Origin of the sequence: Amycolatopsis sp. NPDC059021 (genome assembly GCF_042739895.1) — a bacterium.
Classification (GTDB): Bacteria; Actinomycetota; Actinomycetes; order Mycobacteriales; family Pseudonocardiaceae; genus Amycolatopsis.
In genome coordinates, this window is sequence record NZ_JBHYIQ010000099.1 from 18,575 (window position 1) to 38,367 (window position 19,793).

21 protein-coding genes are annotated in these 19,793 nt (G+C 69.8%); 16 read left to right on the forward strand and 5 right to left on the reverse strand.

The genetic code is table 11. The annotated features are described in order from the left end of the window. Window positions 1-35: 35 nt before the first annotated feature. Both ACFWX1_RS38685 and ACFWX1_RS38690 read right to left on the reverse strand, forming a co-directional pair. Window positions 36-2,234 (reverse strand): penicillin acylase family protein, encoded by a 2,199-nt coding sequence (locus tag ACFWX1_RS38685; protein ID WP_378394812.1) that lies wholly within the window; start codon window positions 2,232-2,234, stop codon window positions 36-38. A gap of 57 nt (window positions 2,235-2,291) precedes the next feature. Continuing rightward, the gene (locus ACFWX1_RS38690) at window positions 2,292-2,864 is read right to left on the reverse strand and encodes a helix-turn-helix domain-containing protein (RefSeq protein WP_378394813.1); all 573 of its coding nucleotides are present in this window, start codon (window positions 2,862-2,864) and stop codon (window positions 2,292-2,294) included. 68 nt (window positions 2,865-2,932) lie between these two features. Between ACFWX1_RS38690 and ACFWX1_RS38695 the strand changes: the two genes are divergently transcribed. The 14 genes from ACFWX1_RS38695 to ACFWX1_RS38760 all read left to right on the forward strand — a co-directional run bounded on the left by ACFWX1_RS38695 (window position 2,933) and on the right by ACFWX1_RS38760 (window position 16,066). Further along, window positions 2,933-3,640 carry an AzlC family ABC transporter permease gene (locus ACFWX1_RS38695; protein WP_378394815.1) on the forward strand — a complete coding sequence of 236 codons (708 nt, stop codon included), beginning with the start codon at window positions 2,933-2,935 and terminating at the stop codon, window positions 3,638-3,640. After that, entirely contained in the window at window positions 3,640-3,960 is a 321-nt protein-coding gene (locus tag ACFWX1_RS38700; RefSeq protein WP_378394816.1) for an AzlD domain-containing protein, read from the forward strand. Before ACFWX1_RS38695 ends, ACFWX1_RS38700 begins: the two co-directional genes overlap by 1 nt. A 63-nt stretch (window positions 3,961-4,023) precedes the next feature. Further along, on the forward strand, window positions 4,024-4,647 hold the full coding sequence (gene pdxT / locus ACFWX1_RS38705; protein ID WP_378394818.1) for a pyridoxal 5'-phosphate synthase glutaminase subunit PdxT: 624 nt from the start codon (window positions 4,024-4,026) through the stop codon (window positions 4,645-4,647). 45 nt (window positions 4,648-4,692) lie between these two features. After that, on the forward strand, window positions 4,693-5,442 hold the full coding sequence (locus ACFWX1_RS38710) for a YebC/PmpR family DNA-binding transcriptional regulator (protein WP_378394819.1): 750 nt from the start codon (window positions 4,693-4,695) through the stop codon (window positions 5,440-5,442). 89 nt (window positions 5,443-5,531) lie between these two features. After that, window positions 5,532-6,053 (forward strand): DUF4262 domain-containing protein, encoded by a 522-nt coding sequence (locus ACFWX1_RS38715; RefSeq protein WP_378394820.1) that lies wholly within the window; start codon window positions 5,532-5,534, stop codon window positions 6,051-6,053. 106 nt (window positions 6,054-6,159) lie between these two features. Then, a complete protein-coding gene (gene ruvC, locus ACFWX1_RS38720; RefSeq protein ID WP_378394821.1) occupies window positions 6,160-6,765 on the forward strand; it encodes a crossover junction endodeoxyribonuclease RuvC in 606 nt (201 codons plus the stop codon). After that, a complete protein-coding gene (gene ruvA / locus ACFWX1_RS38725) occupies window positions 6,762-7,358 on the forward strand; it encodes a Holliday junction branch migration protein RuvA (protein WP_378394822.1) in 597 nt (198 codons plus the stop codon). The genes ruvC and ruvA overlap by 4 nt, the downstream gene beginning before the upstream one ends. A gap of 6 nt (window positions 7,359-7,364) precedes the next feature. After that, window positions 7,365-8,441: a Holliday junction branch migration DNA helicase RuvB gene (ruvB, locus tag ACFWX1_RS38730; RefSeq protein ID WP_378394823.1), complete on the forward strand. Its 1,077-nt coding sequence runs from the start codon at window positions 7,365-7,367 to the stop codon at window positions 8,439-8,441. Window positions 8,442-8,574: 133 nt separating this feature from the next. Then, window positions 8,575-8,991 carry a preprotein translocase subunit YajC gene (yajC, locus tag ACFWX1_RS38735; protein ID WP_378394824.1) on the forward strand — a complete coding sequence of 139 codons (417 nt, stop codon included), beginning with the start codon at window positions 8,575-8,577 and terminating at the stop codon, window positions 8,989-8,991. A gap of 180 nt (window positions 8,992-9,171) precedes the next feature. Continuing rightward, a complete protein-coding gene (gene secD / locus ACFWX1_RS38740) occupies window positions 9,172-10,914 on the forward strand; it encodes a protein translocase subunit SecD (RefSeq protein ID WP_378394825.1) in 1,743 nt (580 codons plus the stop codon). Window position 10,915: 1 nt separating this feature from the next. Then, window positions 10,916-12,160 carry a protein translocase subunit SecF gene (gene secF, locus ACFWX1_RS38745; protein WP_378394826.1) on the forward strand — a complete coding sequence of 415 codons (1,245 nt, stop codon included), beginning with the start codon at window positions 10,916-10,918 and terminating at the stop codon, window positions 12,158-12,160. A gap of 14 nt (window positions 12,161-12,174) precedes the next feature. Beyond that, the gene (locus tag ACFWX1_RS38750; protein ID WP_378394837.1) at window positions 12,175-12,693 is read left to right on the forward strand and encodes an adenine phosphoribosyltransferase; all 519 of its coding nucleotides are present in this window, start codon (window positions 12,175-12,177) and stop codon (window positions 12,691-12,693) included. A 111-nt stretch (window positions 12,694-12,804) separates the two neighbouring features. Then, window positions 12,805-15,180 (forward strand): RelA/SpoT family protein, encoded by a 2,376-nt coding sequence (locus tag ACFWX1_RS38755; protein ID WP_378394828.1) that lies wholly within the window; start codon window positions 12,805-12,807, stop codon window positions 15,178-15,180. 106 nt (window positions 15,181-15,286) lie between these two features. Beyond that, window positions 15,287-16,066: an enoyl-CoA hydratase-related protein gene (locus tag ACFWX1_RS38760; RefSeq protein ID WP_378394829.1), complete on the forward strand. Its 780-nt coding sequence runs from the start codon at window positions 15,287-15,289 to the stop codon at window positions 16,064-16,066. A gap of 41 nt (window positions 16,067-16,107) precedes the next feature. Here the strand turns inward: ACFWX1_RS38760 and ACFWX1_RS38765 are convergent, their stop codons facing one another. After that, window positions 16,108-16,758: a hypothetical protein gene (locus ACFWX1_RS38765; protein WP_378394830.1), complete on the reverse strand. Its 651-nt coding sequence runs from the start codon at window positions 16,756-16,758 to the stop codon at window positions 16,108-16,110. A 227-nt stretch (window positions 16,759-16,985) separates the two neighbouring features. After that, a complete protein-coding gene (locus tag ACFWX1_RS38770) occupies window positions 16,986-17,867 on the reverse strand; it encodes a peptidylprolyl isomerase (RefSeq protein ID WP_378394832.1) in 882 nt (293 codons plus the stop codon). Window positions 17,868-18,058: 191 nt separating this feature from the next. Here ACFWX1_RS38770 and ACFWX1_RS38775 point away from each other — a divergent pair, with 191 nt between their 5' ends. After that, entirely contained in the window at window positions 18,059-18,649 is a 591-nt protein-coding gene (locus ACFWX1_RS38775; RefSeq protein ID WP_378394833.1) for an MBL fold metallo-hydrolase, read from the forward strand. A 76-nt stretch (window positions 18,650-18,725) separates the two neighbouring features. Continuing rightward, complete coding sequence (locus tag ACFWX1_RS38780) at window positions 18,726-19,382, forward strand: hypothetical protein (RefSeq protein WP_378394834.1); 657 nt, start codon at window positions 18,726-18,728, stop codon at window positions 19,380-19,382. On the opposite strand, the gene ACFWX1_RS38785 is transcribed toward ACFWX1_RS38780, so the two are convergent. Next, window positions 19,354-19,629 carry a hypothetical protein gene (locus ACFWX1_RS38785; protein ID WP_378394835.1) on the reverse strand — a complete coding sequence of 92 codons (276 nt, stop codon included), beginning with the start codon at window positions 19,627-19,629 and terminating at the stop codon, window positions 19,354-19,356. The two genes, ACFWX1_RS38780 and ACFWX1_RS38785, sit on opposite strands and share 29 nt — an antisense overlap. Window positions 19,630-19,793 lie beyond the last annotated feature (164 nt).

Below are 19,793 nucleotides of genomic sequence, written 5' to 3' on the forward strand. Positions count from 1 at the left end.
GCCCCGTGAACGTCCGTTCACGGGGCCTCTCCTGATCATTCGCCTGGGTGGTAGCGCCGCTCGATATGGCCGTCGAGGTCGTCGGGGTGGAAATAGACGGGCCGGAGGTTGCCGCTCGCGTACCGTTCGACTTGGTCCGCGAAGTGCGGCGAGCCGGGGTGTCCGCTCGCGCCGCCCTCCCGCACCGCCCTGGCACGCAGCCTCGGCCCGAATTCCACGACCGCCACGAAGGTGTTGCCGCTGGTGCCGTAAAAGCGCTTCGTCGTGCCACCGGACGATTCCGGCTGTCGTTTCGCCCCGAACGAGGCGAGGGAACCCCACGTCCCGGAGACGAAAGGTACCGGGGTGCTCGGCTTCGCGTCGTCGAACTTCTGGTCGATCGCGTCGTCGAGGCGCTGAATGCGGTTGATCTCTCCCCAGGGCACTCGCCAGCTGCCGAAATCGTGCGTGAGCCGTTCCGCCGCCGCCTCGAGCGAGGCGAGTCGCTGCTCATCGGTGTCACGGGGCCCCTCGGCCCAGAACACGGCCAGCGAAGTCGCGGTCGAGTCCGCGCCCCAGCGATAGTCCCAGCCACGCAGCAGGCCGATCGGGCCGGCGAGCCTCGCTTTCCTCGGGTCGTCCGCGGGTAATTTGTTCCACGCCTCGACCAGCTGGGACACGAGACCGCTCACCGGCTCTCCATCACCCGCGTCCGGGGCGAAGGCGGGGATGTGGGAATCGAAGGCGACGTCGCGCAATGCTTGCGGGGTGAAGACGTTCCTCGTGGTCAGCAACCGGGCGGCGTGCGGTCCGCGTTCGGTTTCACCGGCTTGGTCGAAATACCGCGGATAATCGGTAGCTCGGGGGCTGGCCGGGCCGGCACAGGTCCAGGGCCAGTTGTTCGAGTTGAATACCCAGCCGTTCTTCGGATTCACCGCCTGTGGCATGTCCTCGAGGCGGTGCAGCCCTTGCCAGTCGGTCGCCGGATCGCTGCCGTCGACGGGCTTCCTGTAGTCGAAGCGATCGTCGCGGATCGGCATGAACTGCGGCATGAGGAAGGCGATGTCGCCCTTCGAGTCCGCGAATATCGTGTTGTTCGAGCTGTTGGCCTTGAATTCCGCCACCCGGAGGTAGTCCCGGTAGTTCCGCGCCTTGGTGCGCAGATAGCTTTGCTGCAGTGCCTCGACGGGTTTGTTCATCAGCGCGAACGCGATCCACTTGCCGTCCGCCTTGCCCACGATCGGGCCGTGATGTGTGGCGAAAGTGGTGAAGTGGCGCCGGGCCTGCCCGCCGTCGGGCGTGCGATAGGCCAAGGTGATCGTCTTCGTCGTCACCGGGCGCAATTCGGCGCCGTACCGATAGAAAAGGCCGCCATCCGTCTCCCGCACTATCGTTTCGGCGAATTCGTCGACGTTGTCGACGCCGCTCGAGGTGTGCATCCAGCCCGCGTTCGCGTTGAATCCCTGGTAGATGAAGAACTGCCCCCAGGTTGCGGCACCATAGGCGTTGAGCCCTTCGTCGCTCGTCACCTGCTGTTCCGAGCGGAAGTAGAAGGTGGTGTGCGGGTTGATCAGCAGCAGCGCACGGCCGTCCCGCGTGCGCTCCGGCGCGATCGCGATGCCGTTCGAGCCCGTGGGTTCGCGCATTGACCCGGGCTCCTCATCGGGGAGCGCCACCGCTCGGTCGTCGTAGAAAGCCTGGAGCCGGGTGAGCGACGCACGCGTGATGTCGCCGCCGATGCTGCCTTCGGTGAAGCTCAGCGCCATCCACGGCTCGAACCGCGTGAGCACGTGCGGGCGCACCTCGGGATGCGTCGCGAGGTAGTAGTTCAGCCCGTCCGCCCAGGCCTCCATCAGCCTGCGCAACCAGGCCGGGCAGCGCGGATAGAGATCGCGCTTCAGTACCTGGGGATCGACGAACAGCCGCTGGCGCAGGTCCTGCCAGATCGCCTTCTCTCCGTTGGCCTCGGCGAGCCGGCCGAGGTTGGTCAGATAGTTGATCTCGATCCGGTTGAAGTCGTCCTCGGCCTGGGCGTACATCATCCCGAACACCGCATTGGCGTCGGTCCTGCCGTGGACGTGCGGGATTCCCCAGTCGTCGCGGGTGATCGTCACGTGCTCCGCGTGCCCGCGCCACCGGGCGAGATCGGGCGGCTGTGCCGGAGCGGCGGCCGCGTGGCCGGCCGGCAGGCTCGCCGCGACGGCGGCGGCCGCCGCTCCGCCCAGGAACCGGCGCCGGCTCAGTCCTTCGTTCATGGGATGGTCCACCTTCCTCGGGCGTCAGGAGACGACGGACGACAGTGGTGCCGGAATTCAGTTGTATTCGGAGACCTCGACGGCGAAGGTGCCCGGTTCGAGGGCTTCGAAGATGTGCGGCACGTCGGCGGGGTAGCAGATGTAGTCGCCCGGCAGCAGTTCGACCGGGTCGTCCAGGATGCCGACCCTGGCGCGGCCCGCGCACAGCACGGTGTGCTCGACGACGCCGGTCATGTGTGGGTCGGAGCGGCGCGGGGTGCCCGGCTCGGCGCGGACGATGTACATGTCGCGGCGAGCCGCGGTCGGGCAGGCGCTGAGCAGGGTGCAGGCGTAGTCGGCGTGCTCGGCGAACACCGTGGGGCCCTTGCCCGCCCGGATCACCCGCACGCGCGGCCGGTCCGGTTCGACGAGCCGGGAGAACGGGACGTCGAGGGCCACGCCGAGCGCCCACAGTGTCTCGACACTGGGATTCCCGGTGCCCGATTCGAGCTGTGACAGCGTGGACTTGGCCAGCCCGGCGCGCCGGGCGACCTCGGTCAGCGACAGTCCCGCGCGGGTGCGCTCGCGGCGCAGGGAGGCGGCGATGATCTCCAACGGTGCGCCGCCGTGGGGCGCACTGTCCTGCGGCATGTGTTCGCTCCATCAGTCTTCCTGTTCGCCTTGACGAACAGGGGATGCGTTGTTCAGTATATGGCACTATGCGTTCGATTTGGCGAACACTCGATCGGGACCTCGCACGGGACGTCGGGCTGGTCTGTCTCGCCGATTGTCTCGTGGGGGTCTCCTACGGTGCCATCACGGTGAGTTCCGGCTTCCCGCTCTGGGCGCCGATGCTGCTGTCCCTGCTGGTCTTCGCGGGCGCGTCCCAGTTCATGTTCGTCGGGATCGTGGCCTCCGGGGGCAATCCGCTGGCCGCGGTCGTCGCCGGGCTGCTGGTCAACGCGCGGCACGTGCCGTTCGGGTTCGCCGTCGGGGACGTGCTCGGCAAGCGGTGGGCGAGCCGGCTCGCGGGCAGCCACCTCATGATCGACGAGTCGGTGGCCTTCGCCCTCGCGCAGAAGGACGCGCACCGCAGGCGGGCCGCCTACTGGGCCTGCGGGATCGGGCTGTTCGTCTGCTGGAACCTCGGGGTGCTGGCGGGAGCGTTCGCCGGAACGGCCATCAGCGACACCGGTGTGTTCGGGCTGGACGCCGCGTTTCCCGCCGTCCTGCTCGCGCTGGTCCTGCCGTCGCTCAAGGATCGCGCGGCCCGGCTGCCGGTGCTCATCGGCGTCGTGGTGGCGCTGGCGACGACGCCGTTCCTGCCCGCGGGCCTCCCGGTGCTGCTCGCGCTGGTCGGCGTGCTGGCCGGGATCGCCGCCAAGGAGCCGGGCGAGCGGACGCGGGAACTGGCGGAGGTGCGCTGATGGACGGTGTGGAACTGCTGGTCGCGACCGCGATCCTCGCCGCGGGGACCTTCGTCTTCCGCCTCGCCGGGCCGGCACTGCGGAGCAAGGTGAAACTGTCGCCGAAGGCCGAGCGGCTGATGACGCTGGCGGCCGTCGTGCTGCTGGCGGCGCTGGTGGCGACCAGCGCGCTCGTGGCGGGACACGGCTTCGCCGGGTTCGCCCGGCCCGCCGGGGTACTGGTCGGGGGAGTGCTCGCCTGGCGGAAGGCGCCGTTCGTCGCCGTGGTCGTCGCGGCCGCGGCCACCGCGGCGCTGCTGCGGCTGGCCGGGGTGCCCTGACCTGCTGTTCGCGCCGGTCCGGAGGCGGCCTAAGCTGGGGGGAAGGTCTTTTCGGGAGGTCGGGTGGCGATCACGTCCGGGCGGGCACCGGTCATCGGTGTCCTCGCGCTGCAGGGCGACGTGCGGGAGCACGCCGCGATGCTGGAACACGCCGGGGCGCGGGCCACGGCGGTCCGCCGTCCCGCCGAATTGTCCGAAGTGGACGGTCTGGTGCTCCCCGGCGGCGAGTCGACCACGATGTCGCGGCTGCTGGAGAGCTTCGAACTGCTCGGACCCCTGCGGGAACGGATCGCCGCCGGGATGCCCGCGTTCGGTTCGTGCGCGGGGATGATCCTGCTCGCGCGCCAGGCGCTCGACGGGCGTCCCGATCAGCAGCAGCTCGGCGGTCTCGACGTCGTCGTGCGGCGCAACGCGTTCGGCAGGCAGGTCGACTCGTTCGAGGCCGATCTCGACTTCGCCGGCATCGAGGGACCGCCGGTGCACGCGGTGTTCATCCGTGCCCCATGGGTGGAAAAAGCGGGTGACGGTGTCGACGTGCTGGCCGAGGTCCCCGGGGAAACGGGCTCGGTCGCTAGGATCGTCGCGGTCCGGCAGGGGGCGGTGCTGGCGACCGCGTTCCACCCGGAGATCACCGGGGACGAGCGGGTGCACCGGCTGTTCGTGGACCTCGTGCGACAGCACGTCTGACGCGTACGCGTGCCCAGTGCCGGGCACGGAACGGATGGAGGAGAGATGAGCGGCCACTCCAAGTGGGCCACTACGAAGCACAAGAAAGCCGCGCTCGACGCGAAGCGCGGCAAGCTGTTCGCGCGGCTGATCAAGAACATCGAGGTGGCGGCGCGGACCGGCGGTGGTGACCCGGACGGCAACCCCACGCTCTACGACGCCATCCAGAAGGCGAAGAAGAACTCGGTCCCGCAGGACAACATCGAGCGTGCCCGCAAGCGCGGCGGCGGCGAGGAGGCGGGCGGCGCCGACTGGCAGAACATCACCTACGAGGGTTACGGCCCGAACGGTGTCGCGGTGCTCATCGAGTGCCTGACCGACAACCGCAACCGCGCGGCGTCCGAGGTCCGCACCGCGCTGACCCGCAACGGCGGCTCGCTCGCCGATCCGGGTTCGGTGGCGTATCTGTTCAACCGCAAGGGTGTCGTGATCATGCCCAAGGGCGACGCCGCCGAGGACGACGTCCTGATGGCGGTGCTCGACGCCGGCGCCGAGGAGGTCAACGACCTCGACGAGAACTTCGAGATCGTTTCCGAGGCTTCGGATCTCGTCGCGGTGCGCACGGCGTTGCAGGAGGCCGGATTCGACTACGAGTCGGCGGACCCGACCTTCCTGCCTTCGGTCAGCGTGCCGCTGGACGCCGACGGCGCGAAGAAGGTCTTCAAGCTGATCGACGCGCTCGAAGACTGCGACGACGTCCAGAACGTCTACGCGAACTTCGACGTTTCCGACGAGGTTCTCGCCGAAGTCGGCTGACGGGTTTTTCGTTGCGTAGCCGGAATCCTTGACACATCCGGAGATTTTCCGGGCGTGTGCACTGTCCGAGGACGCCGCCGTACGGCACAATGTCCGCCGTGACGACTCCAGCCCTCACCTCCGCAGAACAGGAACTGATCACGTGGATCGAGTCCCAGGCGAAGGAGAGAGGCAACGCGGTCATCGCGGTTCCCAGTGACGACAAGGGTTCCGGCTACTGCTTCACCGCGTGCGCGTGGGCGCTGCACAACGTCCCCGAGGCCGTCGTGGTCGGACTGCCGGAGCAGATGGCGCCCGTGCTGCTCGACGCCTATGTGGACCGTGCGGCCGCCGGGGAGATCTTCGAGGTCGGCAAGACGTACGAGGATTTCTTCGAGGGCGTCCCGGTGGTGTTCGAGCGCGTCGCCAAGGGGCACTACATGGAGTACTTCGGCAGCGCGTTCCTCGTCTATCCCGACGGCGACTTCCCGGCGCTGCAGCTGATCGTCGCGACCCCGGACGGGCATTTCCCCTGGCACGCCGACGCGCCGGAGGGCTTCGCGGAATGGCAGCCGGTGCTGACCGAGAGCGGCGCGCCGGAGAGCTGGCGCCCCGGCGTCGACGGCCCCTGATCCCCGCACGAGTCCCGTCACCGCCCGCCCGGCATGTCCTGCGGGCCGCGGGCGGAAGCGGACGGTAGCCTTCACCTCGAACTGATGTTCGTCGAGGAGGAGACGCGTGCGCGTGCTCGGGGTCGACCCCGGTCTGACCAGATGCGGTCTCGGAGTGGTCGACGGCGGTAAGGGCCGCGCTGTCCGCTGCGTCGCCGTCGACGTGGTGCGCACGCCCGCCGACGCCGACCTGTCCCGGCGGCTGCTCGGGATCTCCGACGAGGTGGAACGCTGGCTGGACAAGTACAAACCGGCCGCGGTCGCGGTCGAGCGCGTCTTCGCTCAGCACAACGTGCGCACGGCGATGGGCACCGCGCAGGCGGGCGGGGTGGTGGCGCTCGCGGCCGCGCGGCGGGGCCTGCCGGTCGTGTTCCACACGCCCAGTGAGGTCAAGGCCGCGGTCACCGGGTCGGGCCGCGCGGACAAGGCGCAGGTCACCGGTATGGTGATGCGCCTGCTCAACCTCGAGGTCAAACCGAGCCCGGCGGACGCGGCGGACGCGCTCGCGCTGGCGATCTGCCACCTGTGGCGCGAGCCGATGCGGCAGCGGCTCGCCGAGGCCGAGGCCCGCGCCGCCGAGATCGCCCGCGTCCACAAGGCGCGGCTGGCCGCGGCGACCAAGGCCAAGGCCAAGCAGACGGGCCCGAAGAAGAACACAGGAGCGGCGCGATGATCTCCTCGGTACGCGGTGAAGTGCTTTCCGTCGGTCTGGACCACGTCGTGGTCGAGGTCGGCGGTGTCGGCTTCGCCGTGCAAGCGACCCCGTCGACCCTCGCGACGCTGCGGCGTGGCGAGGAGACCCGGCTGCACACCGCGCTCGTGGTCCGCGAGGACTCCTTGACGTTGTTCGGGTTCGCCGATCTCGACGCGCGCGACCTGTTCTGGTTGCTGCAGACGGTGTCCGGTATCGGGCCCCGGCTCGCGCTGGCCACCCTCGCGGTGCTCGAACCGGACAAGCTGCGTGCCGCGCTCGTCGAGGGCAACATCACCGTGCTCACCCAGGTTCCCGGCATCGGCCGCAAGGGCGCCGAGCGGCTGAGCCTGGAACTGCGGGACAAGGTCACCGCGCTCGGCGGGACCGAGGACGCGCCCGCCGCCACGGCACCCGGCGCGCTGCGGTCCGAGGTCGTGGAAGCGTTGGCGGGTCTGGGTTTCCCGGCGAAACAGGCCGAGCAGGCGGTGGACAAGGTGCTCGCCGACGGCGACGGGCACACGACGTCCACGGTGCTGCGCGCGGCGCTGGCCACGCTCGGGCGCAAGCGGTAGGCCCCGGTGGAGTACGACGCGGTGACGGAGTACGAGCCGGACGACGAGACGTTGTCCGCGCTGCCGCAGACGGGGGAGCGGGACGTCGAGTCGACGCTGCGCCCGCGCAAGCTGGAGGAGTTCGTCGGCCAGCCGCGGGTGCGGGAACAGCTGGAACTCGTGCTGGAGAGCGCCAGGCGGCGCGGTGTCCCGCCGGATCACGTGCTGCTGTCCGGTCCGCCCGGCCTCGGCAAGACGAGCATGGCCATGATCGTCGCGGCCGAACTCGGCGCCGCCATCCGGATCACCTCCGGCCCGGCGCTGGAACGCGCGGGCGACCTCGCCGCGATGCTGTCCAACCTCGCGCCCGGCGACGTGCTGTTCATCGACGAGATCCACCGCATCGCCCGGCCCGCCGAAGAGATGCTGTACCTGGCGATGGAGGACTTCCGCGTCGACGTCGTCGTCGGCAAGGGACCCGGCGCCACCAGCATCCCGCTGGAGATCGCGCCGTTCACGCTGGTCGGCGCGACCACCCGGTCCGGCTCGCTCACCGGGCCGCTGCGCGACCGCTTCGGCTTCACCGGGCAGATGGAGTTCTACTCCGACAGCGAGCTGGAGCTGGTGGTGCGCCGGGCCGCGACGATCCTGGACATCCCCATCGACCGGGACGCCTCGGCCGAGATCGCCCGGCGTTCGCGGGGCACGCCCCGCATCGCGAACCGGCTGCTTCGCCGTGTCCGCGACTACGCTGAGGTACGAGCGGACGGCGAAGCCACCCGTGAGGTGGCGCGCGCGGCGCTCGCCGTCTACGACGTCGACGAGCTGGGGCTGGACCGGCTGGACCGGGCCGTGCTGTCGGCGCTGACGCGTTCGTTCGGCGGCGGGCCGGTCGGGATTTCGACCCTCGCGGTCGCGGTCGGTGAGGAGGCGACCACCGTGGAAGAGGTGTGTGAGCCCTATCTCGTGCGCGCCGGTATGCTCGCCCGGACGCCCCGTGGCCGGGTCGCTACCCCGGCCGCGTGGGAACACCTCGGCCTGGTGCCGCCCGCTGACCCCGGACGGCCCGAACAGGGCGGCCCGACCCTGTTCGACCAGGACTGACGAGGCGTCGAACCGGGTACCTACAGACGGTGGGTGCTGGCGTTCTCGCCGGCACCTGGCACACTCGAACAAGAGCACATCCCGCCAAATCGGACGTATCGGCGAACATGCGGCGTCCGCCGAATGGAGAGTCATGAACCAGTTACTGCTGCCGTTGCTGCTGATGCTTGTCGTCGCGGTGCCCCTCATCATGGGCACGCGCAAGCAGAAGAAGCAGGCCGCGGCGCAGAAGGAGCTCCAGGACAGCCTGGGCCCCGGCGACCGGGTGATGACCACCTCGGGCCTGTACGGGACCGTGGCCGACGCGAGCGGCGACACCACGATCGACATCGAGATCGCTCCCGGCGTCGTCACCACCTGGCTGCGGCTCGCGGTGCGCGAGAAGGTCCAGCCGACCGTCGAGGACGACACCACCACCGAGACCGAGGTCGCGGAGGCCCCTGTCGAGGCGGACGTGAAGGCCGAGGTCAAGGAAGAGGCCAAGGACGAGCCCGTCGAGGCGACGTCGACCGCGCAGGTGGCGCCCCCGCTGGAGCACGGGAAGAAGTAGCTTCCCCCGGCCGCCCACGTCCCGACGAAAGTCGGTGTGTGGGTCAACGCCAGGCTCACGCAGCACCGAGTAAGGTCTCGGTGCTGCGTGCGTGTCGTCATGGTCACGCTCGCGGTCGGATAAACGCCGCCTTGACCGAAAACCGATGGGGAACACCCAGTCCGAGGAGACCGAAGCACAGTGGCAGCATCGGCCGGGCATCTCCGCCCGGGACGCTATCTCGCCTTGTTCGCCCTGATCGTCGTGGTGTTGTACGCCCTGGTGTTCTTCACCGGTGGCGGCAAGCCGACGCCGAAGCTCGGCATCGACCTGCAGGGCGGCACCCGGGTCACGCTCACCGCGCGGACGCCCGACGGCAGCACGCCGACGAAGGAGTCCCTCAACCAGGCCCGGCAGATCATCGAGAGCCGGGTCAACGGGATCGGCGTCGGCGGGACCGAGGTGCTCCTCGACGGCAACAACGTCGTCATCACGGTCCCCGGCTCGCAGGGCGACGAGGCGAAGAACCTGGGCCGGACGGCGAAACTGGGCTTCCGCAAGGTCGTCACGTCCCAGCCGGTGGCGCCGCAGCCCCAGCAGCAGCCGGGCCAGCCGCCCGCTTCGCAGCCCGGACAGCCCCCGGCGACGGGCGCGCCCTCCTCGAACGCGACCCCGCCGCCCGCTTCGAGCGGTGCCCCGAGCACCAAGCCCGGCGGTGGCGGCGCTCCCGGCGCGGCCCCGGCGCAGCAGCCGCCTGACGGCTCGGTCGACGCGCAGGCCGCGAAGGAGATCCAGGAGGCCAAGGCGATCCGGCAGAACCCGGCGCTGGTCCCGGCCAACCCGAGCGACCCGGCCGCGCAGGCGGCGCAGAAGGCCGCCGCGGAGAAGGCGTTCGCGGCGCTGAACTGCACGCCGAACGCGAAGGACCCGCTGATCGGCAACGACGATCCCAAGCTGCCGCTGGTCGCCTGTGGCGACAAGGACACGAACAAGTACCTGCTGGAGCCGGAGTTCCTGCCCGGCACCGAGATCTCGAACGCCTCCTCGAACTACAACCGCGAACGCGGCCAGTGGGTGGTGGACCTGAGCTTCAAGAGCGCGGGCACCAAGGTCTGGGCGGACTTCACCTCGAAGAACACCAACCAGCAGGCGGCGTTCGTCCTCGACACCAACGTCGTGTCGGCGCCGACCATCCAGGTCGCGATCCTCGACGGCAACACCCAGATCACCGGCAAGTTCAGCCAGACCGAGGCGAAGCAGCTGTCGGACATCCTCAAGTACGGCTCGCTGCCGCTGTCGTTCGCCTCCTCGGACGCGACGACCGTGTCCGCCACGCTCGGCCTCGCCTCGCTGCAGGCAGGCCTGATCGCGGGCGGCATCGGCCTGCTGGTGGTGTTCGTCTACTGCCTGTTCTACTACCGGCTGCTCGGCATCCTGACGATCCTTTCGCTCGGCCTCTCCGGGTTGCTGGTCTACGCGGTACTGGTGCTGCTGGGCCGCTGGATCGGGTACACCCTCGACCTCGCGGGCGTCGCCGGCCTGATCATCGCCATCGGTATCACCGCGGACTCGTTCGTCATCTACTTCGAACGATTGAAGGACGAGATCCGCGAAGGCAGAACGTTCCGGTCCGCCGTGCCACGAGGCTGGGTCCGCGCGCGGCGCACGATCCTGGCTTCCGACGGCGTGAGCTTCCTGGCGGCGGCGATCCTGTACATCATCGCGGTCGGCGACGTGAAGGGCTTCGCGTTCACCCTCGGTATGTCCACGGTGCTCGACCTGGTGGTGGTCTACCTGGTCACGCATCCGCTGGTGGCGATGGTGTCGACGTCGAAATCGAAGTTCCTGTCCGACCCGAAGCACCTCGGCCTCGGGGCCGTGCAGCAGCTGGGTTCGCAGCGCAAGCCGGCTCGCGTCGGCCGCGCGCACGTGAAGGAGGCCTGACGTGGGCGTTGACGAGCTGGGCACGGACGCCGAGGCTGCCAAGCCCGCGCCCGCCAAGAAGGACAGCATCTTCCACCGGCTCCACGTCGGCACCGGTGCCTTCGACGTCGTCGGCGCCCGCAAGCGCTGGTACATCTTCTTCGTCGCGCTGGTGCTGGTGAGCATCGGGTCGATGGTGTTCCGGGGCTTCAACTTCGGCATCGAGTTCGAGGGCGGGACGCAGATCCAGCTGCCCGCGCACGGCACGCACGGCGCGATCAACGAGGACCAGGTCAAGCAGACCTTCACCGACGCGCTCGGGAACAAGGCGGTGGAGACGCAGAAGGTCGGCACCGGCAACGCGACGACCATCCAGATCCGCTCCGAGACGCTGGACGCCGCCCAGGTGTTCAAGGTCAAGGAGGCGATCGCGAAGGACCTCGCCCCGATCGGCGCCAACGGCAAGGCCGACGTGCAGGCCATCAGCGACAGCGCGGTGAGCGCGTCGTGGGGCGGGGAGATCTCGCAGAAGGCGCTGATCGCGCTCGCGGTGTTCCTCGTCGCGGTCACGATCTTCCTGGCGGTCTACTTCGACCTGCGGATGGCGACGGCGGCGCTGATCTCGCTGCTGCACGACATCGTGGTGACGGCCGGGGTGTACTCGCTGGTCGGCTTCGAGGTCACGCCCGCGACCGTGATCGGCCTGCTGACCATCCTCGGCTTCTCGCTGTATGACACGGTGGTGGTGTTCGACAAGGTCCGGGAGAACACCCGCGGCCTGCTCGGGCTGACGCGCCGCACCTACGGCGAGGCGGCGAACCTGGCGCTGAACCAGACGCTGATGCGGTCGATCAACACCGCGGTCATCGCGATGCTGCCGATCCTCGGCCTGCTCATCGTCGGCTACGTCCTGCTCGGTTCGGGCACCCTCCAGGACCTGGCGCTGGTGCAGCTGACCGGCACCGTCGTCGGCGTGCTGTCCTCGGTCGCGCTGGCCACCCCGCTGCTGGTCGACTTCAAGATGCGGGATCCGAAGTACCGGCAGCAGGCCGCCCGGGTCGAGGCACGCCGGAAGAACCAGGCGCGCAAGGCCGCCGAGCAGGCGGAGGAGGGCGACTTCGACCCGAACGACGAGGACGCGCTCCAAGCCGAGCTGCGCAAGGAGAAGGCGTACGCGGCCGCGGCGAGTGTCCCCGCACGTCACCCGAAGCAGACCCCGCGCAAGGGCAAGCCGTCCGGTAAGCCCTCGGGCAAGTGGAAGCACTGAGCGGGCCGCGACGGATGGAGCTGGACCAGGCGCTCGGCCGGATCGCCGAGGTGCCGGACTTTCCCGAGCCCGGTGTGCTGTTCCGGGACCTGAGCCCGCTCTTCGCCGACGCCGCGGCGTTCGCGGCGGTGACCGAAGCGCTGGCCGGCACGGTCGATCCCGGCGCCGACCTGCTGGCCGGTGTCGAGGCGCGGGGCTTCCTGCTCGCCGCCGCCGTCGGGTACGCCCGCGGCCTCGGCGTGGCACTGGTCCGCAAGCCCGGCAAACTGCCGAACGTGGCGGGCCGGGTCGACTACGCGCTGGAGTACGGCACCGCGAGTGTCGAGCTCCCGGCCGGGATCGTGCGTCCCGGCCAGCGCGTGGCCGTGCTGGACGACGTACTGGCCACCGGGGGCACGGTGGCCGCGACCTGCAAACTGCTGGAGGACGCGGGGGCGGTCGTCGGCGGCGTCTCGGTGGTCGTCGAGCTCGCCGCGCTGGGCGGGCGGAACGTCCTGTCCGGCCGCGAGGTCCACGCCCTCGAAGTCTGCTGACCGGAGACATCTCGGTGCGCCGGTGACCCCTGGGTGGGCGTCGTGCGAAGTCTTTCGACGTAAGCGGTTACCCTTGGTGTTTCCAGGCCGCACGAGCAGCAGGAGGTGCGGGTGAGCCAAGAGCTCGACGCCGGGGTGCCGGCCAAGGCCGGGCAAGCCAAGGCCGCGTCCACCAAGGACGGCACCGAGCCACGCGGCGCGCAGGGAGGCCAGCCCCGGCAGAACGGCGCGGCACCCACGCCCTCGGCCACGCGGCGCGTCCGCGCGCGGCTGGCGCGCCGGATCACCGCGCAGCGGGCGGCGCCGGTCAAGCAGGTGCTCGAGCCACTGGCCGTCATCCACCGCGAGCTGCACCCGAACGCCGATCTGGCGCAGCTGCAGCACGCCTACGACGTCGCGGAGGAACTGCACCGTGACCAGCGGCGCAAATCGGGCGACCCGTACATCACCCACCCCCTGGCCGTCGCGACGATCCTGGCCGAGCTCGGCATGGACACCACGACGCTGGTGGCGGCCCTGCTGCACGACACCGTCGAGGACACCGGGTACTCGCTTGAGGCCTTGAAGGCCGACTTCGGCGAGAAGGTCGGCGAGCTCGTCGACGGCGTCACCAAACTGGACAAGGTCAAGCTCGGCACCGCGGCCGAGGCCGAGACCATCCGCAAGATGGTCATCGCCATGGCGCGGGACCCCCGCGTGCTCGTCATCAAGCTGGCCGACCGGCTGCACAACATGCGCACCATGCGCTTCCTGCCCCCGGAGAAGCAGGCCCGCAAGGCCCGCGAGACGCTGGAAGTGCTCGCGCCGCTGGCGCACCGGCTCGGCATGGCCACGGTGAAGTGGGAGCTGGAGGACCTCGCCTTCGCGATCCTGCAGCCGAAGAAGTACGACGAGATCGTCCGGCTGGTCGCCGACAGGGCCCCGTCGCGGGACATCTACCTGCGCTCGGTGATCACCGAGGTCACGCAGAACCTCGTCGACGCGCGGATCACGGCGAAGGTCGAGGGCCGCCCGAAGCACTACTACTCGATCCACCAGAAGATGATCGTCCGCGGCCGCGACCTCGACGACATCCACGATCTGGTGGGCGTGCGCATCCTCGTCGAGGACGTCCGCGACTGCTACGCCGCGATGGGTGTCGTGCACGCGCTGTGGCAGCCGGTGCCCGGCCGCTTCAAGGATTACATCGCGCAGCCGCGGTTCGGTGTCTACCAGTCGTTGCACACCACGGTGATCGGCCCGGACGGCAAGCCGCTGGAAGTGCAGATCCGCACCTACGAGATGCACCGCACCGCCGAGTACGGCATCGCCGCGCACTGGCGTTACAAGGAAACCAAGGGCACGCACAGCGGCAACGCGATGGACGTCGACGAGATGGCGTGGATGCGCCAGCTCCTCGACTGGCAGCGGGAGGCCGCCGACCCCGGCGACTTCCTCGAATCGCTGCGGTACGAGCTGGCCGCGCGCGAGATCTTCGTGTTCACGCCGAAGGGCGACGTCATCACGCTGCCGGTCGATTCGACGCCGGTCGACTTCGCCTACGCGGTGCACACCGAGGTCGGCCACCGCTGCATCGGCGCGCGGGTCAACGGCAGGCTCGTCGCGCTGGAGCGCAAGCTCGAAAACGGCGAAGTCGTCGAGATCTTCACCTCCAAGGCGGAGAACGCCGGCCCCAGCCGGGACTGGCTGCAGTTCGCCGGTTCGCCGAAGGCACGGGCCAAGATCCGGCAGTGGTTCGCCAAGGAACGCCGCGACGAGGCGATCGAGGCGGGCAAGGAGGCCATCACCAAGGAGGTCCGCAAGGTCGGGCTGCCGATCCAGCGGCTGGTCTCGGCCGAATCGATGGGCTCGGTCGCCACCGAACTGCGGCACCCGGACATCAGCTCGCTGTACGCGGCCGTGGGGGAGGGCCACACCAGCGCGAAGCACGTCGTGCAGCGGCTGGTCGCGCTGATCGGCGGAGTGGACGAGGCCGAGGAGGAGCTCGCCGAGCGCGCGACGCCGTCCACGGTCACCCGCCGCCGCGGCTCGAACGACGTCGGCGTGGTGGTCAAGGGCGCGAGCGACATCTGGACCAAGCTCGCCCGCTGCTGCACCCCGGTGCCGGGCGACGAGATCCTGGGCTTCGTCACGCGCGGCGGCGGCGTCAGCGTGCACCGGACGGACTGCACCAACGCCGACGACCTGCGCGCGCAGCCGGAACGGCTGGTCGAGGTCGAGTGGGCACCGTCGGCGTCCTCGGTGTTCCTGGTGGCGATCCAGGTCGAGGCGCTGGACCGGCACCGGCTGCTGTCGGACATCACCAAGGTGCTGGCCGACGAGAAGGTCAACATCCTGTCGGCCTCGGTCACCACGTCCCGGGACAGGGTCGCGGTGAGCCGGTTCTCGTTCGAGATGGGCGACCCGAAGCATCTGGGCCACGTGCTCAAGGTCGTTCGCGGGGTCGAGGGCGTCTACGACGTCTATCGCGTGACGTCGGCGTCCTAAGTGGACTCGACGGGTGTGGTCGCGTGGTCGTGCCGGACCCGCGGGCGCGTGGGGGACATTGCTCACAGCCGGTGATGCCGCGCGATGATCCGGTTAGGGTGCATCCATGACCGACGGTTTCGAGTTCACGCGCGACGGCGAGGTCGCACGGCTGACGTTCGCCCGGCCGGAGAAGATGAACGCCATCACCTACGGCATGTGGTCGGCGATCCCGGACGTCGTCGCCGAGGTCGAGGCCGACCCGGCGCTGAAGGTGCTCGTCATCGCGGGTGCGGGGAAGCACTTCTCGGCGGGCGCGGACATCAGCGAGTTCGGCGAGTTGCGGACCACGGCCGAGGGCGCGGCGACCTACGACAAGGCCGTCGAGGGCGCGGTCGCGGCGCTGACGAACATGCGGAAGCCGTCGATCGCGATGATCCAGGGCAACTGCATCGGCGGCGGCTGCCAGGTGTCGGTGGCCTGCGACTTCCGGTTCGCCGCCGAGGGTTCCCGGTTCGGTATCACCCCGGCGAAGCTCGGGATCGTCTACCACTTCGACTCGACCCGTCAGCTGGTTTCGCTCGTCGGGCCCGCGCACGCGAAGTACTTCCTGCTGTCGGGGGAACTCATCGACGCCACTCGCGCGCGGGAAATCGGACTGCTCAACGACGTCTTCCCGGCGGACGGCCTCGAAACCTCGACGCTGGCGTTCGCCGGGACGCTGTGCTCGCGCTCGCAGGCCTCGATCCGCGGGATGAACCGGATCATCGAGAAAATCGTTGCGGGACAACAGGAAAGCGACGCCGAGGTGGACGAGATCCGGCTCGGCGCGCTGCACGGCGAGGACTACGCGGAGGGGGTCGCGGCCTTCCTGGACCGGCGGCCCCCGCGCTTTCTTTTCAGGTGAACGCAGTCTTTTCCGGTGAGCGCAGTCTTTCCGATGAGCGGTCAGTTCTTGAGGTAGGGCGCGAAATGCCCGGCCACGACGTCGGTGACGGCGTCGGGGCCGAGGAAGCCGTCGACCTCGATCACCCGGATGTCGTGCTTGTGCGCCGAACGGATGACGTCGGCGGCGACGAGCCGGTCCCGCGCGATGCGGTTCCGTTGCGCGCGCACAGGATCGCTGACCCGGGTGGCGAGCGCCGCCGCCCGCGGCAGCTGACGGATCTGGTGCTGACGGAACAGTTCGGTCGGCACCAGGACCACCATGCGGGCGGGGGAGTCCAGCAGCGGGGCGACGAGTTCGGGCCGCAGTCCCCAGCCTTCGGCGATGATGGGGCGCTCGGAGTCGAGCGCGCGCAGGTCGTCCAGCGCCCATTCGAAACGCTGCGGGAAACCGGCGAGCGTTTCGTGGGTCATGCGCTCGGGAGTGGTGTTCACCCAGACGGCCTCCGGGTCCGGGTCGGCGGCCGTCTCCCGGCGCCGGACCCGGTGCGCGACACGGCGATCGAGGTGACCGCGGGCGTCGTGGTAGTCGTAGTGATACGCGGTGAGGCCGTAACGCGCTGCCAGCAGCCGGGCCACCGTCGATTTGCCCGCCCACTGCGCGCCGCCGATCCAGAGTGCCTTGCTCAGCGTTCCGAACGGATCCGAGGTCATCACACGACTATTGCCCGGTGCGGGGCCGAAAACCAGTCTTGAGTTTCCGGACGGTCGCAGGTTCGTCGCTCAGCGTGTGTGCGGTGTCAGCAGGGCTTGCGGAGATCTCGCGTGGTCAGCCGGAGCTCTCGTGTGATCGGATGGAGATCTCGCGTGTCCGGGCGGGATGCCCTGCCGGACACGCGAGATCTCCGGTGAAGCACGCGAAGGTGCCGTTCGGTCCCGGCTCAGTTGGCGACGCTGACGCCGGTGAACTTCACCTGCATGGCGGGGAGGCCGGTCCCGTCCGGGCTGCTGGCCTGCGACTCCGGCGTGATCCCGGCGCGGGCGACCTTGTCGAGCACCTTGAGGCCCTCGTCGGAGATGCTGCCGAACACGGTGTAGTCGGGCTGGAGCTGCGCATCGCCGTACACCATGAAGAACTGGCTGCCGCCGGAGTTCGGCTCGCGCGTCTTGGCCATCGCGAGGATGCCGCGGCCGTAGGTCAGCTGCGGGAAGTTCTCGTCCTGGATCGTGTAGCCCGGCCCGCCCTGGCCGTCGGTCTGCGGGTCGCCCTTGGCGCCGGGGTCGCCGCACTGCAGCATCTGCAGGCCGCTCGTGCCGAGCCGGTGGCACATCGTGTCGGTGTAGAAGTTCTGCTTGGCGAGGCTCAGGAAGCTGTTGACCGTGCACGGGGCGAGGTCGCGGTCCAGCCTGACCGGGATGTCGCCCGCGGTGCTCTTCAGCGTCACGTTGACCGTGCCGGTCGAGGGCACGTTCTTGCCGTCGGGCACTTCGGCCTTCTTCGGCGTCTTGCCCTTGGCGTCCGCTTTGTAGTCACAGCTGACCGGGTTCGCCAGCGGCGTCGGCCGCTTCGGCATCGGTGCGCGCTGGGTCGGGATCTGGATGGGCGGCGTGGGCGCGGCCGAGCTGGACGGCGGGTTCGCCGCGTCGTTGCTGCTCCCGCTGCTGTTCACGATCCACACCACGGCACCGGCCACGATGAGGACGACACCGCCGACCACACCAACGCCCACGATCTTCCGGCGCTTCGCCCGCTCCGCACGGCGTACGAGCTGACGCTCGAGTTTGCGCTTCGCAGCTTCGCGGCGCTGCTGGTTGGTCGCCACCGGAGGCCCTCCAGGTTTCCGCTCGGTGTCACACGTCTGGGTCACCCCGCAGCCTCGACAGCGCGAAGCCGCCTCGGTGGGGTAGCGGCAGTGTATGGGCACAGCCTGTTAGGCCTATGTACAGGGGCGGCTAGTCTCATCACGATCGTGAGCGGCGTCGCCCGGATGCCGCCGGAAGCAGGAGGCGTTTCGTGCTCGTAGTCGGGTTCGGGGCCGGCCCGCTGCAGGCGAACTGCTACCTGCTCGCCGGTGCCGCCGGCGGCGACTGCGTGCTCGTCGACCCGGGCCAGGAGGCCGCCGAACCGGTGGCGGCGGCGCTGGCCGAGCACCGGCTCACCCCGGTGGCGATGCTCGCGACGCACGGCCACCCCGACCACGTCGGCTCGGCGGCGGAACTCTCGGCCACCCACGGGATACCCCTGCTGCTGCACCCGGCCGACGCGGCCGCGTTCGACGTCGCGAGCGAGCCGCTGGAGCCGGGCACGCACACCCTCGCCGGATTGGACATCACGGTCGGCCACGCACCCGGGCACACGGCCGGGTCGGTGGTGCTCGGGCTCGCCGCGGACGAGGGCGGCAGGCTCGTGCTGACCGGGGACACGCTGTTCGCCGGCTCGATCGGGCGTACCGGCGGAGCCGGCGCCGAACTGGAGAAATCGTTGCGCACCTTGCTGTTGCCCCTGCCCGACGAGACCGTGGTGCTGCCCGGCCACGGCCCGGCGACGACGATCGGGCAGGAGCGGGCCGCCAATCCGTTCCTGACCGCGATGGGTGTGGCATGAGCGAAGCTTGCGAGCGAATCGAAGACATCATGCGCCAAAAGGGATTCAACACTGTCTCGCGGAGCGAGGCGATCGCATGAGCGAGCAGGGCGGGGAATCCGCCGCGCCGGAACGGCTTCCGCTCTTCCACGAGGAAACGCAGTCCCGGCGTCGTCGCGGCTGCTCGGGCATCGCCGGGGTGGTGATCTTCGCCGCCGCGTTCGGCGGAATCGCGGGGCTCATCGGCGGGCAGGTCGCCGGGCTCGTCGTCGCCGGGGTGATCGCGCTCCCGCTGCTGTACCTGCTCGCGTACAACCTCCGCCGCCGTATCTGGCTCGAGGGCACCGTCCTGCTCGTGCGGACGTGGGGGATCCGGCGGGTCGACCTGGTCACGGCCGAGCGGCTCGACCTGGTGATCAGCGACGTCCGCGGCACCAGGACGGTGAGCCTGCTCGTCAACGCGGGGCAGCGCCGCAAGGTCGCCAAGGTCGATCTCGCGCTGTTCTCCGGCGCGGGCGGGCGCGAACTGGGTGTGCTGCAGCTGCGCAGGCTCGCCAACGCGCTGATGAACAACACCGAGGCCAACGGGCTGGTGTTCTCCGAACTGCTGGTCGCCGAGCTCAAGGCGGAGGCCCGTGGCGACGCGGTCGCCGACCGTCCGCTCTACCGGCTGGCTTCGGCGGCGCCGTCCGGGAAGTACGTGCAGCGGTTCACCATGGAGGCGGTCAGCCGGTTCGTGGCGACCCTGGACTGACCGCCGATTCGGTTTTCTTGTCGAGCTCGTCGACCCGGGCCCGGATCAGCTCCAGCTGATACACCAGTTCGGGGACTTCGTGCGCGACGTAGCTCGCCAGCCGCTCGACGTGCTTGAGCGTGGCGCGGACGTCCTCGACCGCGGACGCGATCCGCGGCACGGCCTCGGCGGCGTCCAGCGCGGCGCCGAGCAGCCGCCGCGCGAGGCGCACGGCCTGCCGCGGACCAGCCAGCACGAACTCGAACACGGTCCCTCCCACCGACGCTGTGTGCCCGACTTCGTACCTCACCCGGGGCCGGGTTCCGCCGCCGGGGCTCGCTTGCGTGACAGGAGTGCACGCGAGGGACTGGTGGTGCCACTGAGGTGGGTTGCGGGCTCTCGCGACGCGATCAGCGCGGCCAGCAGCGTCGT